Consider the following 21,036-nt stretch of genomic DNA (forward strand, 5'->3'; position numbering starts at 1 on the left):
GACGCATGACCCCCGTCACCTCGTTTGAAGGCAAAACGGTTGCTCTCTTCGGCCTCGGCGGCTCGGGGCTGGCCACAGTGCTTGCCTTGAAGGAGGGCGGGGCGCGGGTGATCGCCTGCGACGACAATCCGGCCAAGATGGCAGAAGCTGGCTCCAAAGGCATCGAGACCGCCGACCTGCGCGATGCCGACTGGTCGCAGTTTTCATCCTTCATCCTCTCGCCCGGCGTGCCGCTCACCCATCCCGAGCCGCACTGGTCGGCGAAGCTTGCGCGTGAGGCCGGTGTCGAGATTATCGGCGATATCGAGCTGTTCTGCCGCGAGCGTGCGAAGATCGCGCCGAATGCGCCCTTCATCGCGATCACCGGCACCAACGGCAAGTCCACTACGACAGCACTGATCGCGCATATCCTGCTCGAAGCCGGTCGCGACGTGCAGGTGGGCGGCAATATCGGCACCGCAATCCTGTCGCTGGAGCCGCCTTCCGACAACCGCATCCACGTCATCGAGTGCTCATCGTTCCAGATCGACCTTGCACCGTCGCTTAGCTCCACTATCGGCGTCCATCTCAACCTGTCGCCGGATCACATCGACCGGCATGGGACTATGGAACTCTACGCGGCGATCAAGGAGCGTCTGGTGGCGAAGGCGGGTCTGGCTATCATCGGCGTTGACGATCCGATGAGCCGTGCGATCGCTGATGCCTGCGAGGCCAAGGGCGTGAACGTCGCTCGCGTTTCGGTCGAGCCTCTTAATGTGAAGGGTGTCTTCGCTGATGGGGAAACCTTGGTCGGAGTGACCGGAGCTGATGCCGCTCCATTGGCAAACCTGTCTGGCATCGGTTCTCTGCGCGGTGCTCATAACGCACAGAACGCGGCTGCGGCCGTCGCCATTGCCCTGGCTTTGAACGTCTCTCCGGACGAGATCCGCTCCGGTCTCCATACCTTCCCTGGCCTGCCGCATCGCATGGAGGAGGTCGGCCGCATCGGCGAGGCGCTCTTCATCAACGATTCCAAAGCGACCAATGCGGATTCCACCGAGAAGGCGCTGAAGTCCTTCGATGACATCTTCTGGATTCTCGGCGGCAAGGCGAAGGAAGGCGGCATTGAGCCGCTCAAGGAATACTTCCCGAAGATCCGCAAGGCTTACCTCATCGGTGCCGCTGCGGATGAATTTTCCAGGACGCTGAGCTCGCAAGTTCCACATGTTCATTGCGGCACCCTCGACACGGCCGTGAAGCAGGCAGCATCCGACGCGCAAGCGCTTGGCGCTCACGCTGTCGTCCTCCTGTCGCCGGCCTGTGCGTCCTACGACCAATTTCCCAATTACGAAGTGCGCGGAAACCATTTCCGCGATCTGGTCCGGGCATTACCCGGCATCGAAGCCAGGGGGGCTTAGCCAATGGTGTCACGCGCGGAACGCTCGGCTTTCGGCGATTGGTGGTGGACGGTCGACCGTTCGCTGCTCGCAGGCCTCGCCATCCTCATGCTGGCCGGCCTCGTCTTTCTCATGGCAGGCGGCCCACCGGTCGCGGAGCGGCTCGGACTCTCCACCTTCCACTTCGTGAACCGGCAGGTGATGTTCCTCGTCCCGGCCCTGTGCATCATTGTCACCGTGTCATTCCTGTCGCTCCGCCACCTGCGGCGGCTGGCTCTCATCGTCTATGCGGCCGGCATGGTCCTGATCCTGCTCGCGTTCCAGTATGGTCCTGAGATCAAGGGCGCCCATCGCTGGATCATGATCGGCCCGCTCGGCCTTCAGCCCTCGGAGTTCGTGAAGCCCGCCTTCGTGGTGCTCTCGGCTTGGGCCTTCTCGGAGGGCGCACGGCGCAAGGATGTGCCGGGCACATTGATGGCCTTCCTGCTCCTGCCCGCCACCATTATTCCCCTCATCCTGCAGCCGGATTTCGGCCAGACCATGCTCGTCACCATCGTGTGGTGCGGCCTGTTCTTCGTCGCCGGCCTGCACTGGTTCTGGGTCATGGGCCTTGGTGGCGCCGGGCTCCTCGGCATCGGGGCGGCCTATCAGTTTCTGCCGCACGTGCGCGCCCGCATCGAGCGCTTCCTCGACAAGGATTCCGGCGACACCTTCCAGGTCGACACCGCCATGGAGTCCTTCTCCCGCGGCGGCTGGCTCGGACGTGGTCCTGGCGAGGGTTCGGTCAAGCGTATCCTGCCCGACGCGCATACCGACTTCATCTTCGCCGTCACGGCGGAGGAGTTCGGCATCATCGTGTGCATCGCGCTCCTCATCGTCTTCGCTTTCATCGTGCTGCGCGGTCTCACGCTGGCGCGCCGCAACGAGGATACCTTCTGTCGCCTTGCGGCCACGGGTCTCATCTTCATGTTCGGCCTGCAGGCCTGCATCAACATGATGGTGAACGTGCACCTCATGCCGGCCAAGGGCATGACGCTGCCCTTCATCTCCTATGGCGGCTCGTCGCTCCTCTCGCTGGCGCTCGGCATGGGCTTCCTCATCGCGCTCACGCGTCGGCGCCCGCGTGCCGAGATGATGGACCATTTCGGCCAGGATCGGATGTGAGGATGAACGCTCCTCTCATCCTCCTGACCGCCGGCGGCACCGGCGGTCATCTCTTTCCGGCCGAAGCGCTTGCCAATGCCCTCAAGGCCTCCGGCGCCAGGGTGGCGCTCGCCACCGACAAGCGTGCCAATGCCTATGCGGGCTCGTTCCCGGCCGACGAGATCGTCGAGATTCCGTCCGCTACGCCGTCGGGCCGTTCCATCCCGCAGATGGCGAAGGCAGCCCTGATGCTGGGGCAGGGGACCCTGAAGTCCATGTCCGAGATCCGGCGGATGAAGCCGGCGGTCGTCGTGGGCTTCGGCGGTTATCCCACCGTACCGCCGGTCATCGCCGCCTCGCTCCTCAACGTCCCAACGGTAATTCACGAGGCGAATGGCGTAATGGGCCGGGCCAACCGCCTGCTCGCCCGCCGCGCCACCATGATCGCCACGGGCTTTGCCGGCATCAAGGGCATCCCGGCCAATGTGCCGGGCAAGGTCATCCACACCGGCAACCCGATCCGCCCCACAGTGCTGGAAGCGGCCAAGCAGTCTTATGCCCCGCTCGGCCCCCAGGACAAACTGCGCCTTCTCGTGGTCGGCGGCAGCCAAGGCGCTCGCGTGATGAGCGACGTGGTGCCGCCCGCCATCGCGCTTTTGCCCGCGGAACTGCAGGCCCGCATCGCCATCACCCAGCAGGCGAGGGGTGAGGACCTGGAGCGGGTGCGCGCCCAATACCAGCAGCTGAAAGTGGAATTCGAGGCCGAGCCCTTCTTCAAGGACCTGCCGCACCGGCTGGCCGGGGCCCATCTCGTGGTCTCCCGCTCCGGCGCCTCGACCGTGGCGGAACTGGCGGTGATCGGCCGCCCGTCGATCCTCGTGCCCCTGCCGGGCTCGCTCGATCAAGACCAAGCGGCCAACGCCAAGACCCTTGGCGATCTGGGCGCCGCCATCGTTTGCCCGCAATCGGAGTTCACCCCTGAGCGGCTGGCCGGCGAGATTCAAGCCTATTTTCAAGAGCCTGACCGCTTGACCCGGGCCGCCGCCGCTGCACATAGCGCCAGCATCACGGATGCGGCGGAGCGCTTGGCTCAGGCCGTCCTCACCCTCATTTCTGCGAACAATCAGGTAAAAACCCCATGAAACTGCCGCCGAAGCTTGGACCCATTCACTTCATCGGCATCGGCGGCATTGGCATGTCGGGCATCGCCGAGGTCATGCACAATCTGGGCTACACGGTTCAGGGCTCGGACGCGGCCGACAATTACAACGTCAAGCGCCTGGCCGATAAGGGCATCAAGACCTTCATCGGCCATAAGGCCGAGAACGTGGACGAAGCCGAGATCGTGGTGGTCTCGACGGCCATCAAGCGCGACAACCCGGAACTGGTCGTCGCCCGCGAGAAGCGCCTGCCGGTGGTGCGCCGCGCCGAGATGCTGGCGGAACTCATGCGCTTCAAGTCTTGCGTGGCGGTGGCCGGCACCCACGGCAAGACCACCACGACCTCTCTCGTCGCAACGCTGCTCGACGCGGGCGGCCTCGACCCGACGGTGATCAACGGCGGCATCATCAACGCCTATGGCACCAATGCCCGCATGGGCGACGGCCAGTGGATGGTGGTGGAGGCGGACGAATCCGACGGCACCTTCCTGAAGCTCCCGGCCGATGTGGCCATCGTGACCAACATCGACGCCGAGCATCTCGACCATTTCGGCACCTTCGACGCGATCAAGGATTCCTTCCATTCCTTCATCAACTCGATCCCGTTCTACGGCTTCGCCGTGATGTGCATCGACCATCCGACCGTGCAGGACCTCGTGGGCCGCATCGAGGATCGGCGCATCATCACCTATGGCGAGAACCCGCAGGCCGACGTGCGGATCATGGATGTGGATCCGCGCGGCGGGCAGACCAAGTTCCGCGTCATGATCCGCGACCGCCGTCCGGGCTTCCGCCTCGAACTCGAAGATCTCGTTCTACCGATGCCGGGCGCGCACAACGCGCTCAATGCCACGGCTGCCATTGCGGTCGCGCATGAGCTCGGCGTCTCGCCCGATGCGATCCGCAAGGCGCTCGCCGGCTTCGGCGGCGTGAAGCGGCGCTTCACTCGCACGGGCGAGTGGAACGGCGTCACGGTGTTCGACGATTACGGCCACCATCCCATCGAGATCGCCGCCGTGCTGAAAGCCGCGCGCGCCTCGACGGACGGGCAGGTCATCGCCGTGGTGCAGCCGCACCGCTACTCGCGCCTGTCATCCCTGTTCGACCAGTTCTGCACCTGCTTCAACGATGCCGATGCGGTCATCGTCGCGCCGGTCTATGCGGCGGGCGAACAGCCGATCCCCGGTATGGATCGCGACGGCCTCGTGTCGGGCCTCAAGGCCCGTGGTCATCGCAACGTGATGGCGCTGGAGAAGTCCGAGGATCTCGCCAACCTCGTCAAGGGCGTGGCGAAGCCGGGAGACTACGTGATCTGCCTCGGCGCCGGCAACATCACCCAATGGGCCTATGCGCTGCCGGGTGAACTCGAGCATCTCGGCGAAAAGGCCGCCTGATGTTCGCCGACATCACCACCGATCTGAGGGCCGGTATGCCCGAGCTGCGCGGCAAGCTGGAGGCGAACGCGCCGACGGCGCCGCTCTCCTGGTTCCGTACAGGCGGCCCGGCGCAGGTGCTGTTCACGCCGGCGGACGCGGACGATCTCGCCTATTTCCTGCAACGCCTCGACCGTAGCGTGCCGGTTCTCGTCGTAGGTCTCGGCTCTAACCTCCTCATCCGCGACGGCGGATGGGAGGGCGTCATCATTCGTCTCGGCAAGGGTTTTGCCGAAGTGTCGATTGAGCCGAACCTGCGCGTACGCGCAGGTGCCGGCGCTCCCGACGTGAAGGTGGCGCGCGCGGCGGCGGAAGCCGGCATTGCGGGCCTGTCCTTCCTGCGCGGTATTCCCGGCGCCATCGGCGGCGCGCTGCGCATGAACGGCGGCGCCTATGGCGGCGAGACCAAGGATGTGCTCGTCGAGGCGAAGGGCGTCACGCGCACCGGCGAGGCCGTGACCTTCACCAACGCCCAGATGGGCTTTACCTACCGCCATTCTTCCGTGCCGGATGACGTGATCTTCACCGAGGCCCTGTTCGAAGGCCGCTCCGGCAACCCGGAAGAGATTCTGGCCGAGATGAGCGCCATCACCGAGGCGCGCTCCTCAACCCAGCCGGTCAACACCCGCACGGGCGGCTCCACCTTCAAGAACCCGCCGGGCAAGAAGGCCTGGGAGCTGGTCGATGCTGCAGGCTGCCGGGGGCTTCGCGTCGGCGACGCCCAGGTGTCCGAGATGCACTGCAACTTCCTGATCAACCATGGCTCCGCCTCCGCGGCCGATATCGAGGGCCTCGGCGAAGAAGTCCGTCGCCGCGTCCGCGAAATGTCGGGCGTGGAGCTCGAATGGGAGATCAAGCGGGTCGGGATTGCCAGCGCATAGTGCGGAAAAGTGGATCCGGTTTTTCGCTCCAAACTATGCGCCAGCCAAGAGAAGGAGCATCGGCCCCTCTTAAGGCTGATGCTCCGGTCCTGATTCGAATCACTTAACGATCCCGGCTTGCCGGGTTGCATCACAGGAGAGACCCATGGCGAAGCACGTTGCCATCCTTTATGGCGGCTGGTCGGCGGAGCGCGAGGTCAGCTTGGCGTCGGGCCGGGCCTGCTGCAGGGCCTTGGAGGATCAGGGCTACAAGGTCACTCCCATCGACGTGCAATCCGACATTGCGACCGTCCTCCAGGCGGTTGCACCGGACGTGGTGTTCAATGCCCTTCACGGGCGCGTGGGTGAGGATGGGACCATTCAGGGCCTGCTCGAACTGTTAAGAATTCCCTACACTCATTCCGGAGTCCTCGCCTCAGCGCTCGCCATGCAGAAGGACAAGGCGAAAATCGTCATGGAATCGGCCGGCGTGCCGGTTCCCAGGGGCATGGTCGTTAACCGTTTCGAGGTGGCGAAAAGCCACGCTCTGCCGGCTCCCTATGTGATCAAGCCGATCAGCGAGGGCTCGTCCTACGGGGTCATCATAGTCCGTGAGGACCGCTCCCATCCGCCCCAGGAGCTCACCCGCGAGGACTGGTCGTTCGGCGACCAAGTCCTTGTGGAATCATACGTTGCGGGCCGTGAGCTGACCTGCGCGGTCATGGGTGACAAGGCCCTCGGAGTCATCGACATCCGGCCTGCCACCGGGGTCTTCTACGATTATGATGCGAAATATGTGAAGGGGGGCTCCATTCACGTCCTCCCGGCAGAAATTAAACCGAATATTTACCAAAAGGTCCAAGAGTTGGCGTTAACGGCGCATCAAGCGCTCGGCTGTCGGGGAATCAGCCGCGCCGACTTGCGGTACGACGACACGCCCGGAGGAACCGGGGAACTCGTCGTTCTTGAAGTCAACACGCAACCCGGCATGACCGAGACGAGCTTGGTGCCAGAATTGGCAGCCCATGCGGGCTATACGTTTGGCGAGCTTGTGCAATGGATGGTGGAGGACGCTACCTGCAACCGATGACGGCCTACCCGGCCGGATTCGCCGTTGCGCGCGCTGCCTCCGGGGGCCGGAGGCTCAGCCCCTCGTTCAAGCAGCCCTCCCGAATCAAAAAGCTGTTCGGCGCCTCCAGCAGCGTGCGCCGACGCTCCTCCGCTCCGATCGAGCAGCGCCTCCCGCGTTTTCTCGGAACCGGCCTGACGCTAGCCTTCTTCTCGGCGGTCGTCGGCTACGGCCTCTGGCAGGGCGGCCATATCGACGGTTTCATCCGCCAGCACGGCGAGCCGCACCATGCGCTTGCGCGCACTGTGGGTCTCGGCCTCGAGCAGGTGACGATTTCCGGCATCTCGCAGATGGGCGAGAACGAGGTTCTTGCGGCGGCCGGCATCAACGGAAAGCTGTCGCTTGCCTTCCTCGACGTGAACGACCTGCGTGAGCGCCTCGAGCGCGTCCCGATGGTCAAGTCGGCGACCGTGCGCAAGCTCTATCCCAACGAACTCGTCATCACGCTGGCCGAGCGTGAGGCCCATGCCATCTGGCAGCACAATGGCGAGCTCTTCGTCATCGCGTCCGACGGCACGGTGATCGACCTCATGCAGGACGAGCGCTATCTCAATCTGCCCTTCGTGGTGGGGGAGGGCGCCAACGCCCGCAGCAAGGATTATCTCGCGCTCGTCGAGGCGGCTGGCCCGCTGAAACAGCGCATCCGCGCCGGCACGCTCGTGGCCGGACGGCGCTGGACTCTGAAGATGGACAACGGCATGGACGTGCGCCTGCCGGAGATCGGAGCCGCCGACGCGCTGGCCCGTCTCGTGAAGCTCGAACACGAGCAGAAGGTTCTGGAAAAGGACGTGCTGGCAATCGATCTGCGCATGGCGGATCGCGTCGTCGTCCGCTTGACGGAAGAGGCCGCCTTGGCCCGCGCCGAGGCACTCAAGAAAAAACCAATGCGCGGCAAGGGGGTCGATACATGAGTCTCTCGGGTCACGGTTTGACGCCTCGCCTGAAGCCACTCTCCGCACGCAAGAGCGCCATCCTGTCGGTGCTCGACGTGGGAACGAGCAAGGTCGTCTGCGTCGTGGCGGAACTGAAGCCGGCTGACGAGGTCGAGTCGCTGCGCAGCCGCACCCATGTGGCGCGCATCCTCGGCATCGGTCATCAGCGCTCCATGGGCCTCAAGGGCGGCGTCGTTGTCGATCTGGAAGCGGCCGAGGCGGCGATCCGCCAGGCGGTTCATGCCGCCGAGCGGATGGCGAAGGTCGAGATCCAGTCGGTGATCGTCAATCTCACCGGCGGGCGTCTCGCGTCCGAGCATTTCGAGGCGCATGTTCCCGTGCGCGGCGCGGTCAGCGAAAACGACGTGCATCGCGTGCTCGATGCGGCATCCAGCTACGATCTGCGCCGCGGCCGCACCGTTCTTCATGCTCTTCCCACGGGCTTCTCGCTCGATGCGCAGAACCACATCGTCGATCCGGCCGGCATGATCGGCGAGCGCCTCGGCGCGGACCTGCATGTGGTAACCTCCGAGGCTGCTGCTGCACGCAACCTCATGCTGGCGGTCGAGCGCTGCCATCTCGGCGTCGAGGCGGTGATCTCCACGCCTTACGCGGCAGGCCTTTCCGCGCTCGTGGACGACGAGGCCGACATGGGCTGCGCGGTCGTCGACATGGGCGGCGGCACCACGAGCGTGGGCATCTTCTCCAACGGGCATCTGGTACACACCGATGCCATCGCGGTCGGCGGTCATCATGTGACCATGGACATCGCGCGCGGTCTCACGACCCGCGTGTCCGCCGCCGAGCGGCTCAAGACCTTCTACGGCTCCGCCATCTCTTCGAGCGCGGATGACCGGGACATGATCGCGGTGCCGCAGGTCGATGAGGACGAACGGGACGTTCCGAATCATCTGCCGAAGTCGCACCTCGTTCGCATCATCAAGCCGCGGGTCGAGGAAGTTCTCGAACTCGTGCGCGACCGGTTGAAAGGCGCGGGCTTCGCAGCTCAGGCCGGACGGCGGGTCGTGCTGACGGGCGGCGCAAGCCAGCTCGTCGGGCTGCCGGAAACGGCGCGCCGCATCTTGCAGGGCCAGGTTCGTGTCGGGCGTCCGCTCGGCATCAAGGGCCTGCCTGAGGCGGCAAAGGGCCCCGCCTTTTCGGCGGTGGTCGGCCTCCTGGTTTATCCGCAGGTGGCGCATATCGAGTATTTCGAGCCGCAGTCCAGCGGCTTGTTCCAGAGTACGGGAACCGACGGCTACTTCTCACGAATGGGCCGATGGATTCGCGATAGTTTCTAAGACGAGTAACGCGTTGGCGCGGCGGGCCATCGTGAGAGTTGAAGTCAACAAGGGTCGGCGTCCGCCAAACGCTTATCGGTAAAGGCCAGAAGAGGCACAGGTCATGGCTATCAATCAGCAATCTCCGGACATCCGGGAACTCAGGCCGCACATCACGGTATTCGGCGTCGGCGGTGCCGGCGGCAATGCCGTGAACAACATGATTGAATCGGGTCTGGAGGGCGTCGAGTTCGTGGTGTCGAACACCGACGCACAGGCACTGGCTTCTTCCAAGGCCCAGCGCGTCGTCCAGATGGGCATCCAGGTGACCGAAGGCCTCGGCGCCGGCTCGCAGCCGGAAGTCGGCCGTGCGGCCGCCGAAGAGGTGATCGACGAGATCCGCGATCAGCTCGCAGGCTCGCACATGGTGTTCATCACCGCCGGCATGGGCGGCGGCACCGGCACCGGCGCTGCTCCCGTCGTGGCTCGCGCAGCCCGCGAGCTCGGTATACTGACGGTCGGCGTCGTGACGAAGCCGTTCCAGTTCGAAGGCGTGCGCCGCATGAAGCTGGCGGAAGCCGGCATCACCGAGCTGCAGCAGGCCGTCGACACGCTCATCGTGATCCCGAACCAGAACCTGTTCCGGGTCGCCACCGAGAAGACGACCTTCGCGGACGCCTTCGCCATGGCCGATCAGGTGCTCTATTCGGGCGTTGCCTGCATCACCGACCTGATGGTGAAGGAAGGCCTCATCAACCTCGACTTCGCCGACGTGCGCTCCGTCATGCGCGGCATGGGCAAGGCCATGATGGGCACCGGCGAAGCCTCCGGCGAAAAGCGCGCCATCCGTGCGGCTGAAGCCGCCATTGCAAACCCGCTCCTCGACGACGTGTCGATGAAGGGCGCGCGGGGCCTGCTGATCTCCATCACCGGCGGCAACGACCTCACCCTCTACGAACTCGACGAGGCCGCCACCCGCATCCGTGAGGAAGTGGACCAGGATGCCAACATCATCCTCGGCGCCACCTTTGACGAGAGCCTGGAAGGCATCATCCGCGTGTCCGTCGTGGCGACCGGCATCGACCATGCGATCATGGAGAACGGCGGCGATCTCACGGCCACCGAGCAGCGCATCTCCGAGGTTGCCGAGCGCCTTCGGGCAGAGGCTCGCGCTCGTGCCACCCAGGCCACGCCGACCTTTCGCTCCGCCGCCCAAGCCGAACCGGTGAAGGCGGCCCAGATCCTGACCCAGGGCTCGCCCGTTCTGGCTCCGGCTCCGATGGCAGCTCCCGTGGCTGCGGCCCAGCCCATGGAAGCCGCTCCCCAGCCGATCGTGCGCGACGACGTGGTTCTGACCCCGTCCCAGCCGCGCCAGGCAGTGGCCTATGAGGCTCCGGCCCCTCAGGCTCCGGTCTACGAGGAGCCCATGGACCAGGGCGCCTTCATCCCGCCGCAGGCTGAGCGCGCCATGCGCCCGGCCCGGATGCCGCGCATCGACGAGCTGCCCATGCCCGGTCAGGTCGCCCTGCGCGCCAGCCGCGGTGAGGAGCCGGCTCCCGAGCACAAGCCCTCGCTGATCCAGCGCCTCGCGACCATCGGCTTCGGCCGCCGCGAGGAGCCGCAGCAGGCGCCCGCCGAGCCGCGCCAGGAGGCCCCGCGCCAGCCCATGTCCTCGGTTCATGCCGAATACGCCCGCCGGCCGATGCCGGCCCAGGCGCAGCGGCCGCCGCAGGGCCACCCGGCCCCGGCTCCCCGCGCTGCCTCCGAGGACGATCAGCTGGAGATTCCCGCCTTCCTCCGCCGCCAGGCCAACTGAACAAGCCTGTTACAACTGTTACAAAAGGCCCCCAGCCCGAAACGGCTGGGGGCCTTCTTCATTAAAAAACTATTAACATCAATGGGTTGAGGCTTATCCCCTTTGTAACACACGGTAAGAAAGCGTGATTTGGCCTAGCCTGACAGGGGGCCTATGTTGCCTGACATCAAAAGGGGCACCGCTACAAGAAGCCTGCCGCGGGAAGCACAACGCAGCCAATGCATCTTCCTCCGGCGAAACAGGCTCTGTTAGGCGACAAGGGTTAGTTGAGGTTCAGGACACATGAAGCAAAGCCAGCAAACCACGCTTCGCGCCGCCGTGACCCTGATCGGAACCGGAGTTCACTCCGGGGATGAAGTGAAGATGATCCTTCATCCGGCTGAAGCGAACCATGGCATTGCTTTTCTCCGCACCGGTCTTCCGGGCGGCCTGGACCGTTTGATCGATGCTCGGCATCTGGCGGTGACCGCCACCGAGCTGTGCACGGTCATCGGCGACCGCGATACGGGCGCGGTCGCCACCATCGAACACCTCATGGCGGCTCTCGCCGGCCTCGGCATCGACAACGTTCTCGTCGAGATCGACGGGCCGGAAGTTCCGATCCTCGACGGCAGCTCGGCGCCGTACATCGATGCCATCGACCAGGTCGGCACCGTGGTGCAGGGCGTCACCCGCCGCTACATCAAGGTTCTCAAGCCCGTCCGCATCACGCAGGGTCGGGCCTTCGCCGAGCTTCTTCCCAACGAGCGCGCCTTCCGCCTCGACGTGGAGATCGACTTCCCGACTCCCGTGATCGGCCGCCAGCGTAAGATCGTCGACCTGTCTCCCTCCGTGTTCCGCCGCGAGATCTCCCGCGCCCGCACCTTCGGCTTCATGCGCGACGTGGAGAAGCTCTGGAGCGCCGGCTTCGCGCTCGGCGCCTCCCTGGAGAACACCGTGGCTATCGGCGACGACGGCATCATGAACCCGGAAGGCCTGCGCTATGCCGACGAGTTCGTCCGGCACAAGCTCCTCGATGCCATCGGCGACCTGTCACTCGCCGGCCTGCCGCTGCTGGGCACCTACCGCTCCTATTGCGGCGGTCACCGCATGAACTTCTCGGTGCTGGAAGCCCTGTTCTCAAGCCGCTCCAACTATGCCATCGTCGACGCCACCCCGCGCCGCGAGACGGGCTATGCCGAAATCGGCAATGCGGTCGCTTCGGTTTTCGCTCCGGAAGTGCACTGAATTCCTTCCTGAAAGCACCGCTACGGCACCTTAAGATTCAAGGCGCCCTTTGGCCGCATGATTTCATGCAGGCTTTCTTAATTCCTATTGGGTAAACCCTGTGCTATGGGCTTGGCTCTTCCCATGTGCTTGGGCTAAAGAACCTTTGATGCACCGTTAAAACATCGGGCACGGTTTTTGGAGGACCGCGAAGCATGTCGTTCGCGAAGGCTTATTCGGGTATGAAAGGCGCGGCTGCCCGCGCCCTGATCCTTGGCGTCTGCGGCTTGGGTCTCGCGGGGTGCGACACTCTCTCGTCGCTGAACCCGTTCGAGAAGGACACGAGCTACAAGCCCGAGATCGTCTCCAACCTGCCCGCCGAGGAGATCTACAACGACGGTCTCGCCCGGGTGCAGAAGGGCGATTTCGACGGCGCTGTCACCAAGTTCAGCAGCCTCGACAAACAATATCCCTACACCGACTGGGCCCGCAAAGGCCTGATCATGGAAGCTTACGCCAATTACGAGGGCGGCTTCTATGACGAGGCCATCACGGCCTCGCGGCGCTACCTCCAGAGCTATCCCAACACCACGGATGCGGCCTACGCCCAGTATCTGATGGCGTCATCCTATTACGACCAGATCCCGGACATCACCCGCGACCAGGAGAAGTCCGAGCGCGCCATCCTGGCCCTGCAGGAATTGGTCCAGCGCTATCCGAGCTCTGAGTACGTGGCTGACGCCAAGAAGAAGATCCAGGTGGCCAGCGACCAGCTCGCCGCCAAGGAGCTGGAGGTCGGCCGCTTCTACCTGCAGAAGCGCAACTACGCGGGCGCCATCAACCGCTTCCGCCAGGTGGTTTCGCGCTACCAGACGACCCGCCACGTGGAGGAGGCTCTCCAGCGCCTCACCGAGGCCTACATGGCCATGGGCATCGTGGCCGAAGCGCAGACCGCCGCCGCCGTTCTCGGCCACAACTTCCCCGACTCTCCTTGGTACAAGGACGCCCACGCCCTTCTGACGAAAGGCGGCGTAGAGCCTCGCGAGGACTCCCAGTCCTGGATCAGCAAGGCCTTCCGCGGCGTTCCCCAGGTTGGTCAGCGGACGGGTTAAGCCTCACCATCCATGCTCATCCAGCTGGCGATTCGCGATATCGTCCTCATCGACAGGCTTGAGCTTCACTTCCATGAGGGCCTGAGCGTCCTCACGGGTGAAACAGGCGCGGGCAAGTCGATCCTGCTCGATGCTTTCGCCCTGGCCCTCGGCGGCCGCGGCGACGGCAGCCTCGTGCGCCATGGCGAGAACCAGGGCCAGGTCACGGCGGTCTTCGACTGCCCCATGGATCACCCCGCCCGCCGCATCGCGTCGGACGCGGACATCGATATCGACGGCGACCTGATCCTGCGCCGCGTGCAGGTGGCCGACGGGCGCACCCGCGCCTTCGTCAACGACCAGCCCGTCAGCGTCCAGGTGCTCAAGGCCATCGGCGCGACCCTGGTCGAGATCCACGGCCAGCACGACGACCGTGCGCTGGTCGATCCTGTGTCCCACCGGGCCATCCTCGATGCTTTCGGCGGGCTCTCAATCGAGGTTCAGGCCGTTTCCGATGCTGCGCGACGGGTCCGCGAGGCGCGCACCGCCCTTCAGGATCACCGCAACCGCATCCAGAAGGCCCGCAAGGAGGCCGACTTCCTGCGCCACGCGGTCGAGGAGCTGACGAAGCTCAACCCGCTGGCCGGCGAGGAGGAGAGCCTCGCCGAGCGCCGCGTGGTCATGATGCAATCCGAAAAGGTGTCGACGGATCTCAACGAGGCCTACGAAGTCGTCGCCGGCAACGCATCTCCGGTCAATGAGCTGTCGGCCGCCGTGCGCAAGCTGGAGCGCCGCGGCGCCCAGGCGCCAGCCCTCGTGGACCCGAGCGTCAAGGCCTTGGATGCCGCGTTGGTGGCCATCGACGAGGCGCGCGCCGCACTGGAAGATGCGATCCGCGCCACGGAATACGACCCCCGCGAGCTGGAGCAGACCGAGGAGCGCCTCTTCGCGCTTCGCGCCGCTGCCCGCAAATACAATGTTCCTGCCGACGAGTTGGCTGCCCTGCGTCAGCGCTTCGAGGAGGATGTGGTGGCCATCGATGCCGGCGAGGAAAAGCTCGCCGGGCTGGAGAGGGCCCAAAAGGAAGCCGACGACGCCTATGTGAAGGCCGCCAAGGCTTTGTCCGCCGGACGCAGGAAGGCCGCCCAGGCCCTCGACGCCGCCGTGCAGGCGGAACTGCCGCCGCTCAAGCTGGAGCGCGCCCGCTTCATCACCGAGATCACCACCGACGAGGCGAGCCGCGACGCGGGCGGCTTCGAGCGGGTGGAGTTCTGGGCCCAGACCAATCCCGGCACCCGCGCAGGCCCCCTCATGAAGGTGGCCTCAGGCGGCGAGCTTTCGCGCTTCATGCTGGCCCTCAAGGTGGTGCTGGCGGACAAGGGCTCTGCCCCGACCCTGGTCTTCGACGAGATCGACACCGGCGTCGGCGGTGCCGTGGCGGACGCCATCGGCCAGCGCCTCGGGCGCCTCGCCCGCAAGGTCCAGGTCATGGCCGTGACCCACGCGCCGCAGGTGGCCGCCAAGGCCGAGAGCCACTTCCTCATCGCCAAGGAAGGCGTGCGCGGTGAAAAGGACCGGGTCGCCACCCGGGTCATCCCGCTGGAGGCCACCCCGCGCCGCGAGGAGATCGCCCGCATGCTCGCCGGCGCGACCATCACCGAGGAAGCCCGCGCGGCCGCTGCGCGCCTTCTCGAAGCGGCGGCGCATTAGGCCCGTAAGTCTCACGTCTGTGTGAGGGCCAGGCTGCCACACTTGTTGCGGTGTGCGCAAAGCCCGATTTCCCCAGGGCGCACCAAAAGGTGCGGTCATGGGAAATGAGCCCTGCGTGCCCCGTATGCTCCCGAATGCCTGTCGAACCGCTCTTGCAGCCTTTGTTGTCCTGACAGGCTCAGCGTCGTCCCATGCCGATGTCGGCCTGCCCGCAGCCGGCGTCCAATCCGATCCTTTCCGTCATGTCCAGGCGCTGCAGGGCATCGCGACGGCGAACGGCGGCAACAGGGCGGCCGGCACGCCCGGCTATGACCGCTCCGCCGAATACGTGGCCGAACAGCTGCGCGCGGCCGGCTACAATGTGCGGTTCGAGGAATTCACCTTTCCGTTCTTCGACGAGCGGTCCCCGCCGGATGTCGTTTCCGGACCCGAGCAATCCGACGCGTTCACGCCGCCACGGGAGGCGCTGCGCACCCTGATGAGTTCCGGCTCAGGCGATATTACTGCGCCCCTCCAGGCGGTGGATCTGGCCTTGGGCGAGGAGCCTCTGCAGACCTCGACCAGCGGCTGCGAGCGCGAGGATTTCGCAGGCTTCACGCCCGGCCACATCGCCCTCGTTCGGCGGGGCACCTGTCCGTTCCAGACCAAGGCGGAGCTGGCGCAGGCGGCGGGAGCCGCAGGCCTCATCATCATGAACCAGGGCACCGGGGACCAGACCGGCATCTTCGGCGGGCGGCTGTCGACGCAGGCGGCGATCCCCGTTCTCGGCGTGACCACCGAAGTGGGGCGCAAGCTTGCCGAAGTGGCGCAGGATCCATCCCGCAGCCGCGTGCGCCTGAAGGTCGATGTGGAGACCGGCACCCGCTCGACCCGCAACGTGCTTGCGGATCGCCACGAGACCAATGCTCCTTTCATCGTGGTCGGCGCGCATCTCGACGGCGTTTCTGAGGGACCCGGCATGAACGACAATGCCAGCGGCACGGCTGCCGTTCTGGAGACGGCCCTGCGTCTTGCAAGGGAGCCCGCGACCGGCACGCCGATCCGCTTCGCCTTCTGGGGTGCTGAGGAGCGCGGCCTCGTCGGCTCGCGCCATCACCTCGATGCGCTCTCCGAGGAGGAGCGGCGTCGGATCCAATTCTACATCAATCTCGACATGGTCGGTTCACCGAATTTCGGCCGCTTCGTGCAGCTCTCGCAGACGGAGCGCACCGCTGAGACCGCCGGCATCGTCCAGGCCTTCACCGACCACTTCGAGTCCAAGAACCTTTCCGTCGAGGAGCGGTCCCGCAACCAGCGCGGCTTCGGCTCGGACGATGCGGCATTCGCCGCCAAGGACATCCCGACGCTTGGCCTCTTCACCGGCGCCGGCAACGCGAAGAGCGACGAGCATGCCGACCGCTTCGGCGGCGAGACCGGGCAGCCTTACGATCCCTGCTATCACAAGGCCTGCGACAATGCCGAGAACGTGGACCGGGTGGTGCTGGGGCAGATGAGCGACGCGCTGACCCATGTGCTGCGTGGTGCGCGAACGGTCATGCCTGATCGATGAACAGACAACCTGGGAAGCCGCCGGAGGCTTAGATGGCGGCCCCTGCCTCAACGGCCGCCAGCAGCGCGGCCTCCTTCTTGGGCGGCATCCCGGCCTTCAGGGGCGTTGCACGGCGGGTCCTGTCCCAGGCCAGAATGGTCTCGAGCGTTTCAACCAATGGCCGGGTGTGAAGGCCATGGGCGTATGCCTGCTCCGTATCGATCTCCAGAAAGTGGCGGAACGGCTCATCCGAGCGCGGCAGCCAGAGGGGAACCTCGCTCCAAGGCTCGAGGCCTGCGGCCAGAACCGCCTCATCCGGGCACCAGACGAAATGCGCATCCGAGCCCGCAACCTGGCGGCACGATGCGAGAAGGCTGCTCATGGGGGAGGGGCGTCCGGTGAGGTTGAACACCCCGCCCAATCCCTTCTCCGCACCTTCGACGATGAAGCGCGCGGCATCGCGCACGTCGATGAGCTGAACGAGCTGCTGCGGATCTCCGGGAGCCGGAATGGCACTACCCTGGTCCACACGGCGCACCCAGTAGGTCAGCCGGTCCGTATAATCGCCTGCACCGACCAGCAGGCCGGACCGGATGATGAGCGCCCGGTCGCCGAGACGGTCGAGCGCCACAAGCTCGCATTCGCGTTTCAGCGGACCATAGGCCGTACCGTACGATCCCGCGTCGGAGCGCTGCTCCAGGGGCAGCGAGCGCGCGAGGTTCAGTTGCTCAGGCGTTGCACGGCTCGTCGGCGCCTGTTCGGTCAGGCCGGGCTCTGTGAAACCCGCATACACGGAAACGCTCGACACGAGTGCGTAACGGCCGATGGTCGGTGACAAGGCGTCGAGCAGGCTCGCCACGGCGTCGGGCGCGTAGGCGCAGGTGTCGACGACAAAGTCGAAGCTGCGGCCCCTGACCGCGGAGAGGTCGCGGTGCCGGTCACCGACAATCGTCTCGAACCCGGCTCCGACCGTCGGATTGACAGTCTGGCCGCGGGTGAAGATCGCGACCCTGTGGCCGGCTTCAAGCGCCGCATCCGCAACGGCTCCACCCAGAAATCCCGTTCCGCCGACAACAAGCACATTCATCGCAGGCATCCCGACTCACCTTGAGCACGCGCCTATGAGGATGGAGGTTTCTTAGGCGGTCAACTTCCGCAGCGGCACCTTGGCTGATGGCAGCATCGGTGTGACGCCTGATGAAGAGCAGGCGCGATCCCATACTGAATGGCTGAGAAGACCGGCGATAAATGTCTGGATGTCATCCCCGGCGGCCGCAGGTCGGGAAGGGGATCCATAGCGCTGAGCCTGTACGTGGATTCCCTCCTCCTTCGCCGCGTTCGGGAATGACACCTGCTGTTCCCACGGCGGTCATCCCGGACGGCGAAAGCCGATCCGGGATCGGGTGCAGGAGAGTGCGCGCGAACCCTCCCCCTGTGCGGGGGAGGGTGGCGAACGGAGTGAGCCGGGAGAGGGGCGGTGCTTGTCCGAACGCGGCCCCTCTCCTGACCTGCTTCCGCAGGCCACCCTCTCCCGCAGAGAGGGAGTACAGCGGAAATGTTCTCTCTTTGTTCTTGACAATTCTCCTAACCTCGGCTATATCGGTGTGTAGACCTGCCTCTATCGAGGGGCGCGCTCGCGAGGCGTCGCAGTGTGGAGGTAGGCACGGTCCTGTGGTGCGGCTTCGCAAGCTTCACCGACAGGAGGCCCAGGCTGTATGCCGGTGGTCGGAATCGGTTCAAGGCCCCCGTCGAGCAGACGGACATCGCCTGGAACGGTCACCGGGCCGGCCTCGCCTGACCGCCTAAAGAAGCCGTGCGCGAAGAGGCACCTCGGCTCTTCTACTCACCATCCATCATCGAGCCGGGCTGCCCGTCGCGCCACCCTCGATCACCGCACAGGCTCGCAGCTCTCGCTGCGGGCCCCAAGGTGCTGGTTCTTTGACACCCCACCCGCGTCATCCCGGACGAAGCGCAGCGCAGATCCGGGATCGTCAGACCAGCCCAGCACCGTCATCCCGGGGCTGCGCTGCGGATCCCCGCCTGCGCGGGGATGACAGTTGAGGTTCCGGCGCTCCATCCTGCGCACGATCCCGGATTACCTTGCTCAGTCCAGGATGACAGTGGATTGCGTGCACCGCCTCGCTCCACCCCTGGAGACTCCGCCAGGGCGCGCTATGGTTCAAACACCCTCAAACCCGATTCGATCATGCCCCCACGCAGCACCTCCTCCGAGACACCCGTCGACCACCTCACGCCCGATAAAGCCCGTGCCGAGCACGCGGCGCTCGGCGCCGAGATCGCGGAACATGACCGGCGCTATTACGAGGAGGACGCGCCCTCGGTCTCGGATGCGGAATACGATGCCCTGCGCAAGCGCTACGAGGCGTTGGAGGATCAGTATCCTGAGCTGAAATCGCCCGAGAGCCTGACCCAGAAGGTCGGCTCGAAGGTGTCGGAAAAGTTCGGCAAGATCCGGCATCGCGTGCCGATGCTCTCGCTCGCCAATGGCTTTGCCGACGAGGAGGTGGAGGAGTTCGTCGAGCGCATCCGCCGCTTCCTCAACCTCAAGGACGATGCGTCGCTCGCCTTCACGGCCGAGCCCAAGATCGACGGTCTGTCGCTCAGCCTGCGCTACGAGAACGGAAAGCTCGTCTCCGCCGCCACCCGCGGCGATGGCGCGGTGGGTGAGGATGTGACCAACAACGCCCGCACGGTGGGCGATATTCCACATCGGCTGAAGGGCTCGAGCGTTCCGGATATCTTCGAGGTGCGCGGCGAGGTCTATCTCTCGCACGAGGATTTCGCCGCCATCAATGCGCGTCAGGAAGCGGCCGGCAAGGCGCTCTTCGCCAATCCTCGCAACGCGGCGGCGGGCAGCCTGCGCCAGCTCGATGCGTCGATCACCGCTTCGCGTCCGTTGCGCTTCTTCGCTTATGCCTGGGGCGAGGTGAGCGCCATGCCGGCGGATACGCAACACGGCATGATGGAATGCTTCAGGAGCTACGGCCTCAAGGTCAATCCGTTGACGCGCCGCTGCGAGAGCATTGCGGAATTGCTGGAGCATTACCACGCCATCGAGACCGACCGCGCTAATCTCGGGTACGACATCGACGGTGTCGTCTACAAGGTCGACAGTTTGAGCCTGCAGCAGCGCCTCGGCTTCGTGTCGCGCTCGCCGCGCTGGGCGCTGGCGCACAAGTTCCCGGCGCAGAAGGCCATCACGGTGCTGGAAGGCATCGAGATCAATGTGGGGCGCACGGGCTCGCTCAACCCCATTGCGCGCTTGAAGCCCGTCACGGTCGGCGGCGTCGTGGTGTCGAACGCGACCCTGCACAACGAGGATTACATCAAGGGCATCGGCGGCAACGGCGAGAAGATCCGAAACGGCATCGACATCCGCATCGGCGACACGGTCGTGATCAACCGTGCCGGTGACGTGATCCCCAAGGTGCTCGACGTGGTGCTGGAGAAGCGTCCGGCCGATGCGAAGCCTTACGAGTTTCCCACCACATGCCCGGCCTGCGGCAGCCACGCGGTGCGCGAGGTCAATCCGCGCACCGGCAAGGAGGATGCCGTGCGCCGCTGCACCGGCGGCCTCATCTGCCCGGCGCAGGCGCGCGAGCGCCTCAAGCATTTCGTTTCGCGCAATGCCTTCGACATCGAGGGGTTGGGTCTACAGCGCATCGATGAATTCTACGAGGAGGGCTTGATCCAGCGCCCGCAGGACATCTTCACGCTGGAAGCGCGCAATGCACGCAGCCTCAAGCGCCTGGAGAACCGCGAAGGCTGGGGCGAGACGAGCGCGAAGAACCTGTTCGCTGCCATCCAGGCGCGCCGTTCTATTTCGCTCAACCGCTTCATCTTCGCGCTCGGCATCCCGCATGTGGGTGAGACCTCAGCGCGGCTGCTGGCGCGCCATTTCGGCACTTTCGAGCACCTGCGCGAAACCGCAAAGGCCGCATCCGACGAGACATCGGAAGCGCATGCCGAACTCACCTCCATCGGCGGCATCGGGCCCGTGGTGGCGGAGGCCATCGTCGAGTTCTTCAAGGAACAGCACAACGAGCAGATGCTCGATGCGCTCCTGGCCGAGGTCACCACGGAGCCGATGGAGGCGCCGGCCACCGCGAGTTCGCCGGTCGCCGGCAAGACCGTGGTGTTCACCGGCTCCCTTGAGCAGATGACCCGCGAGGAAGCAAAAGCCATGGCCGAGCGGCTCGGGGCCAAGGTGGCGGGCTCCGTGTCCAAGAAGACCGATATCGTGGTGGCCGGCCCCGGGGCAGGCTCCAAGCTTGCCAAGGCGGCCGAGCTCGGGCTCCAGGTTATGGATGAGGACGGATGGTTCGCCCTCGTCGGGCGGGGGTGAGACTCCTGT

Annotated in this window: 15 protein-coding genes; 14 read left to right on the plus strand and 1 reads right to left on the minus strand. The window is 65.4% G+C overall.

What is annotated here, in order from left to right; all coding sequences use genetic code 11:
* Nucleotides 1–5 precede the first annotated feature (5 nt).
* The 13 genes from murD to JKL45_RS04430 all read left to right on the plus strand — a co-directional run bounded on the left by murD (nucleotide 6) and on the right by JKL45_RS04430 (nucleotide 16,682).
* Complete coding sequence (gene murD / locus JKL45_RS04370) at nucleotides 6–1,397, plus strand: UDP-N-acetylmuramoyl-L-alanine--D-glutamate ligase (protein ID WP_201859895.1); 1,392 nt, start codon at nucleotides 6–8, stop codon at nucleotides 1,395–1,397.
* A gap of 3 nt (nucleotides 1,398–1,400) precedes the next feature.
* A complete protein-coding gene (locus JKL45_RS04375) occupies nucleotides 1,401–2,540 on the plus strand; it encodes an FtsW/RodA/SpoVE family cell cycle protein (RefSeq protein WP_201859896.1) in 1,140 nt (379 codons plus the stop codon).
* On the plus strand, nucleotides 2,537–3,661 hold the full coding sequence (murG, locus tag JKL45_RS04380; RefSeq protein ID WP_201859897.1) for an undecaprenyldiphospho-muramoylpentapeptide beta-N-acetylglucosaminyltransferase: 1,125 nt from the start codon (nucleotides 2,537–2,539) through the stop codon (nucleotides 3,659–3,661). Before JKL45_RS04375 ends, murG begins: the two co-directional genes overlap by 4 nt.
* On the plus strand, nucleotides 3,658–5,073 hold the full coding sequence (gene murC, locus JKL45_RS04385; RefSeq protein ID WP_201859898.1) for a UDP-N-acetylmuramate--L-alanine ligase: 1,416 nt from the start codon (nucleotides 3,658–3,660) through the stop codon (nucleotides 5,071–5,073). The genes murG and murC overlap by 4 nt, the downstream gene beginning before the upstream one ends.
* Nucleotides 5,073–5,993, plus strand: a complete 921-nt coding sequence (gene murB / locus JKL45_RS04390) for a UDP-N-acetylmuramate dehydrogenase (RefSeq protein ID WP_246498295.1) — start codon at nucleotides 5,073–5,075, stop codon at nucleotides 5,991–5,993. The genes murC and murB overlap by 1 nt, the downstream gene beginning before the upstream one ends.
* 145 nt (nucleotides 5,994–6,138) lie before the next feature.
* Nucleotides 6,139–7,062: a D-alanine--D-alanine ligase gene (locus JKL45_RS04395; RefSeq protein WP_201859899.1), complete on the plus strand. Its 924-nt coding sequence runs from the start codon at nucleotides 6,139–6,141 to the stop codon at nucleotides 7,060–7,062.
* Complete coding sequence (locus JKL45_RS04400; RefSeq protein ID WP_201859900.1) at nucleotides 7,029–8,012, plus strand: cell division protein FtsQ/DivIB; 984 nt, start codon at nucleotides 7,029–7,031, stop codon at nucleotides 8,010–8,012. Before JKL45_RS04395 ends, JKL45_RS04400 begins: the two co-directional genes overlap by 34 nt.
* Complete coding sequence (gene ftsA, locus JKL45_RS04405; RefSeq protein ID WP_201859901.1) at nucleotides 8,009–9,331, plus strand: cell division protein FtsA; 1,323 nt, start codon at nucleotides 8,009–8,011, stop codon at nucleotides 9,329–9,331. Before JKL45_RS04400 ends, ftsA begins: the two co-directional genes overlap by 4 nt.
* A gap of 103 nt (nucleotides 9,332–9,434) precedes the next feature.
* Nucleotides 9,435–11,126 carry a cell division protein FtsZ gene (gene ftsZ, locus JKL45_RS04410; protein ID WP_201859902.1) on the plus strand — a complete coding sequence of 564 codons (1,692 nt, stop codon included), beginning with the start codon at nucleotides 9,435–9,437 and terminating at the stop codon, nucleotides 11,124–11,126.
* 282 nt (nucleotides 11,127–11,408) lie between these two features.
* A complete protein-coding gene (gene lpxC / locus JKL45_RS04415) occupies nucleotides 11,409–12,353 on the plus strand; it encodes a UDP-3-O-acyl-N-acetylglucosamine deacetylase (RefSeq protein WP_201859903.1) in 945 nt (314 codons plus the stop codon).
* Between the two features lie 194 nt (nucleotides 12,354–12,547).
* On the plus strand, nucleotides 12,548–13,444 hold the full coding sequence (locus tag JKL45_RS04420) for an outer membrane protein assembly factor BamD (RefSeq protein WP_376771001.1): 897 nt from the start codon (nucleotides 12,548–12,550) through the stop codon (nucleotides 13,442–13,444).
* A 12-nt stretch (nucleotides 13,445–13,456) separates the two neighbouring features.
* Nucleotides 13,457–15,133 carry a DNA repair protein RecN gene (gene recN, locus JKL45_RS04425; protein WP_201859904.1) on the plus strand — a complete coding sequence of 559 codons (1,677 nt, stop codon included), beginning with the start codon at nucleotides 13,457–13,459 and terminating at the stop codon, nucleotides 15,131–15,133.
* A 124-nt stretch (nucleotides 15,134–15,257) separates the two neighbouring features.
* Nucleotides 15,258–16,682 (plus strand): M20/M25/M40 family metallo-hydrolase, encoded by a 1,425-nt coding sequence (locus JKL45_RS04430; protein WP_246498321.1) that lies wholly within the window; start codon nucleotides 15,258–15,260, stop codon nucleotides 16,680–16,682.
* 28 nt (nucleotides 16,683–16,710) lie between these two features.
* Here JKL45_RS04430 and JKL45_RS04435 read toward each other — a convergent pair whose 3' ends face one another.
* Nucleotides 16,711–17,748, minus strand: a complete 1,038-nt coding sequence (locus tag JKL45_RS04435) for an NAD-dependent epimerase/dehydratase family protein (RefSeq protein WP_201859906.1) — start codon at nucleotides 17,746–17,748, stop codon at nucleotides 16,711–16,713.
* Nucleotides 17,749–18,867: 1,119 nt separating this feature from the next.
* Between JKL45_RS04435 and ligA the strand changes: the two genes are divergently transcribed.
* The gene (gene ligA, locus JKL45_RS04440; protein WP_201859907.1) at nucleotides 18,868–21,027 is read left to right on the plus strand and encodes an NAD-dependent DNA ligase LigA; all 2,160 of its coding nucleotides are present in this window, start codon (nucleotides 18,868–18,870) and stop codon (nucleotides 21,025–21,027) included.
* Nucleotides 21,028–21,036 lie beyond the last annotated feature (9 nt).

The organism is Microvirga soli (assembly GCF_016734765.1).
GTDB lineage: Bacteria > Pseudomonadota > Alphaproteobacteria > Rhizobiales > Beijerinckiaceae > Microvirga > Microvirga soli.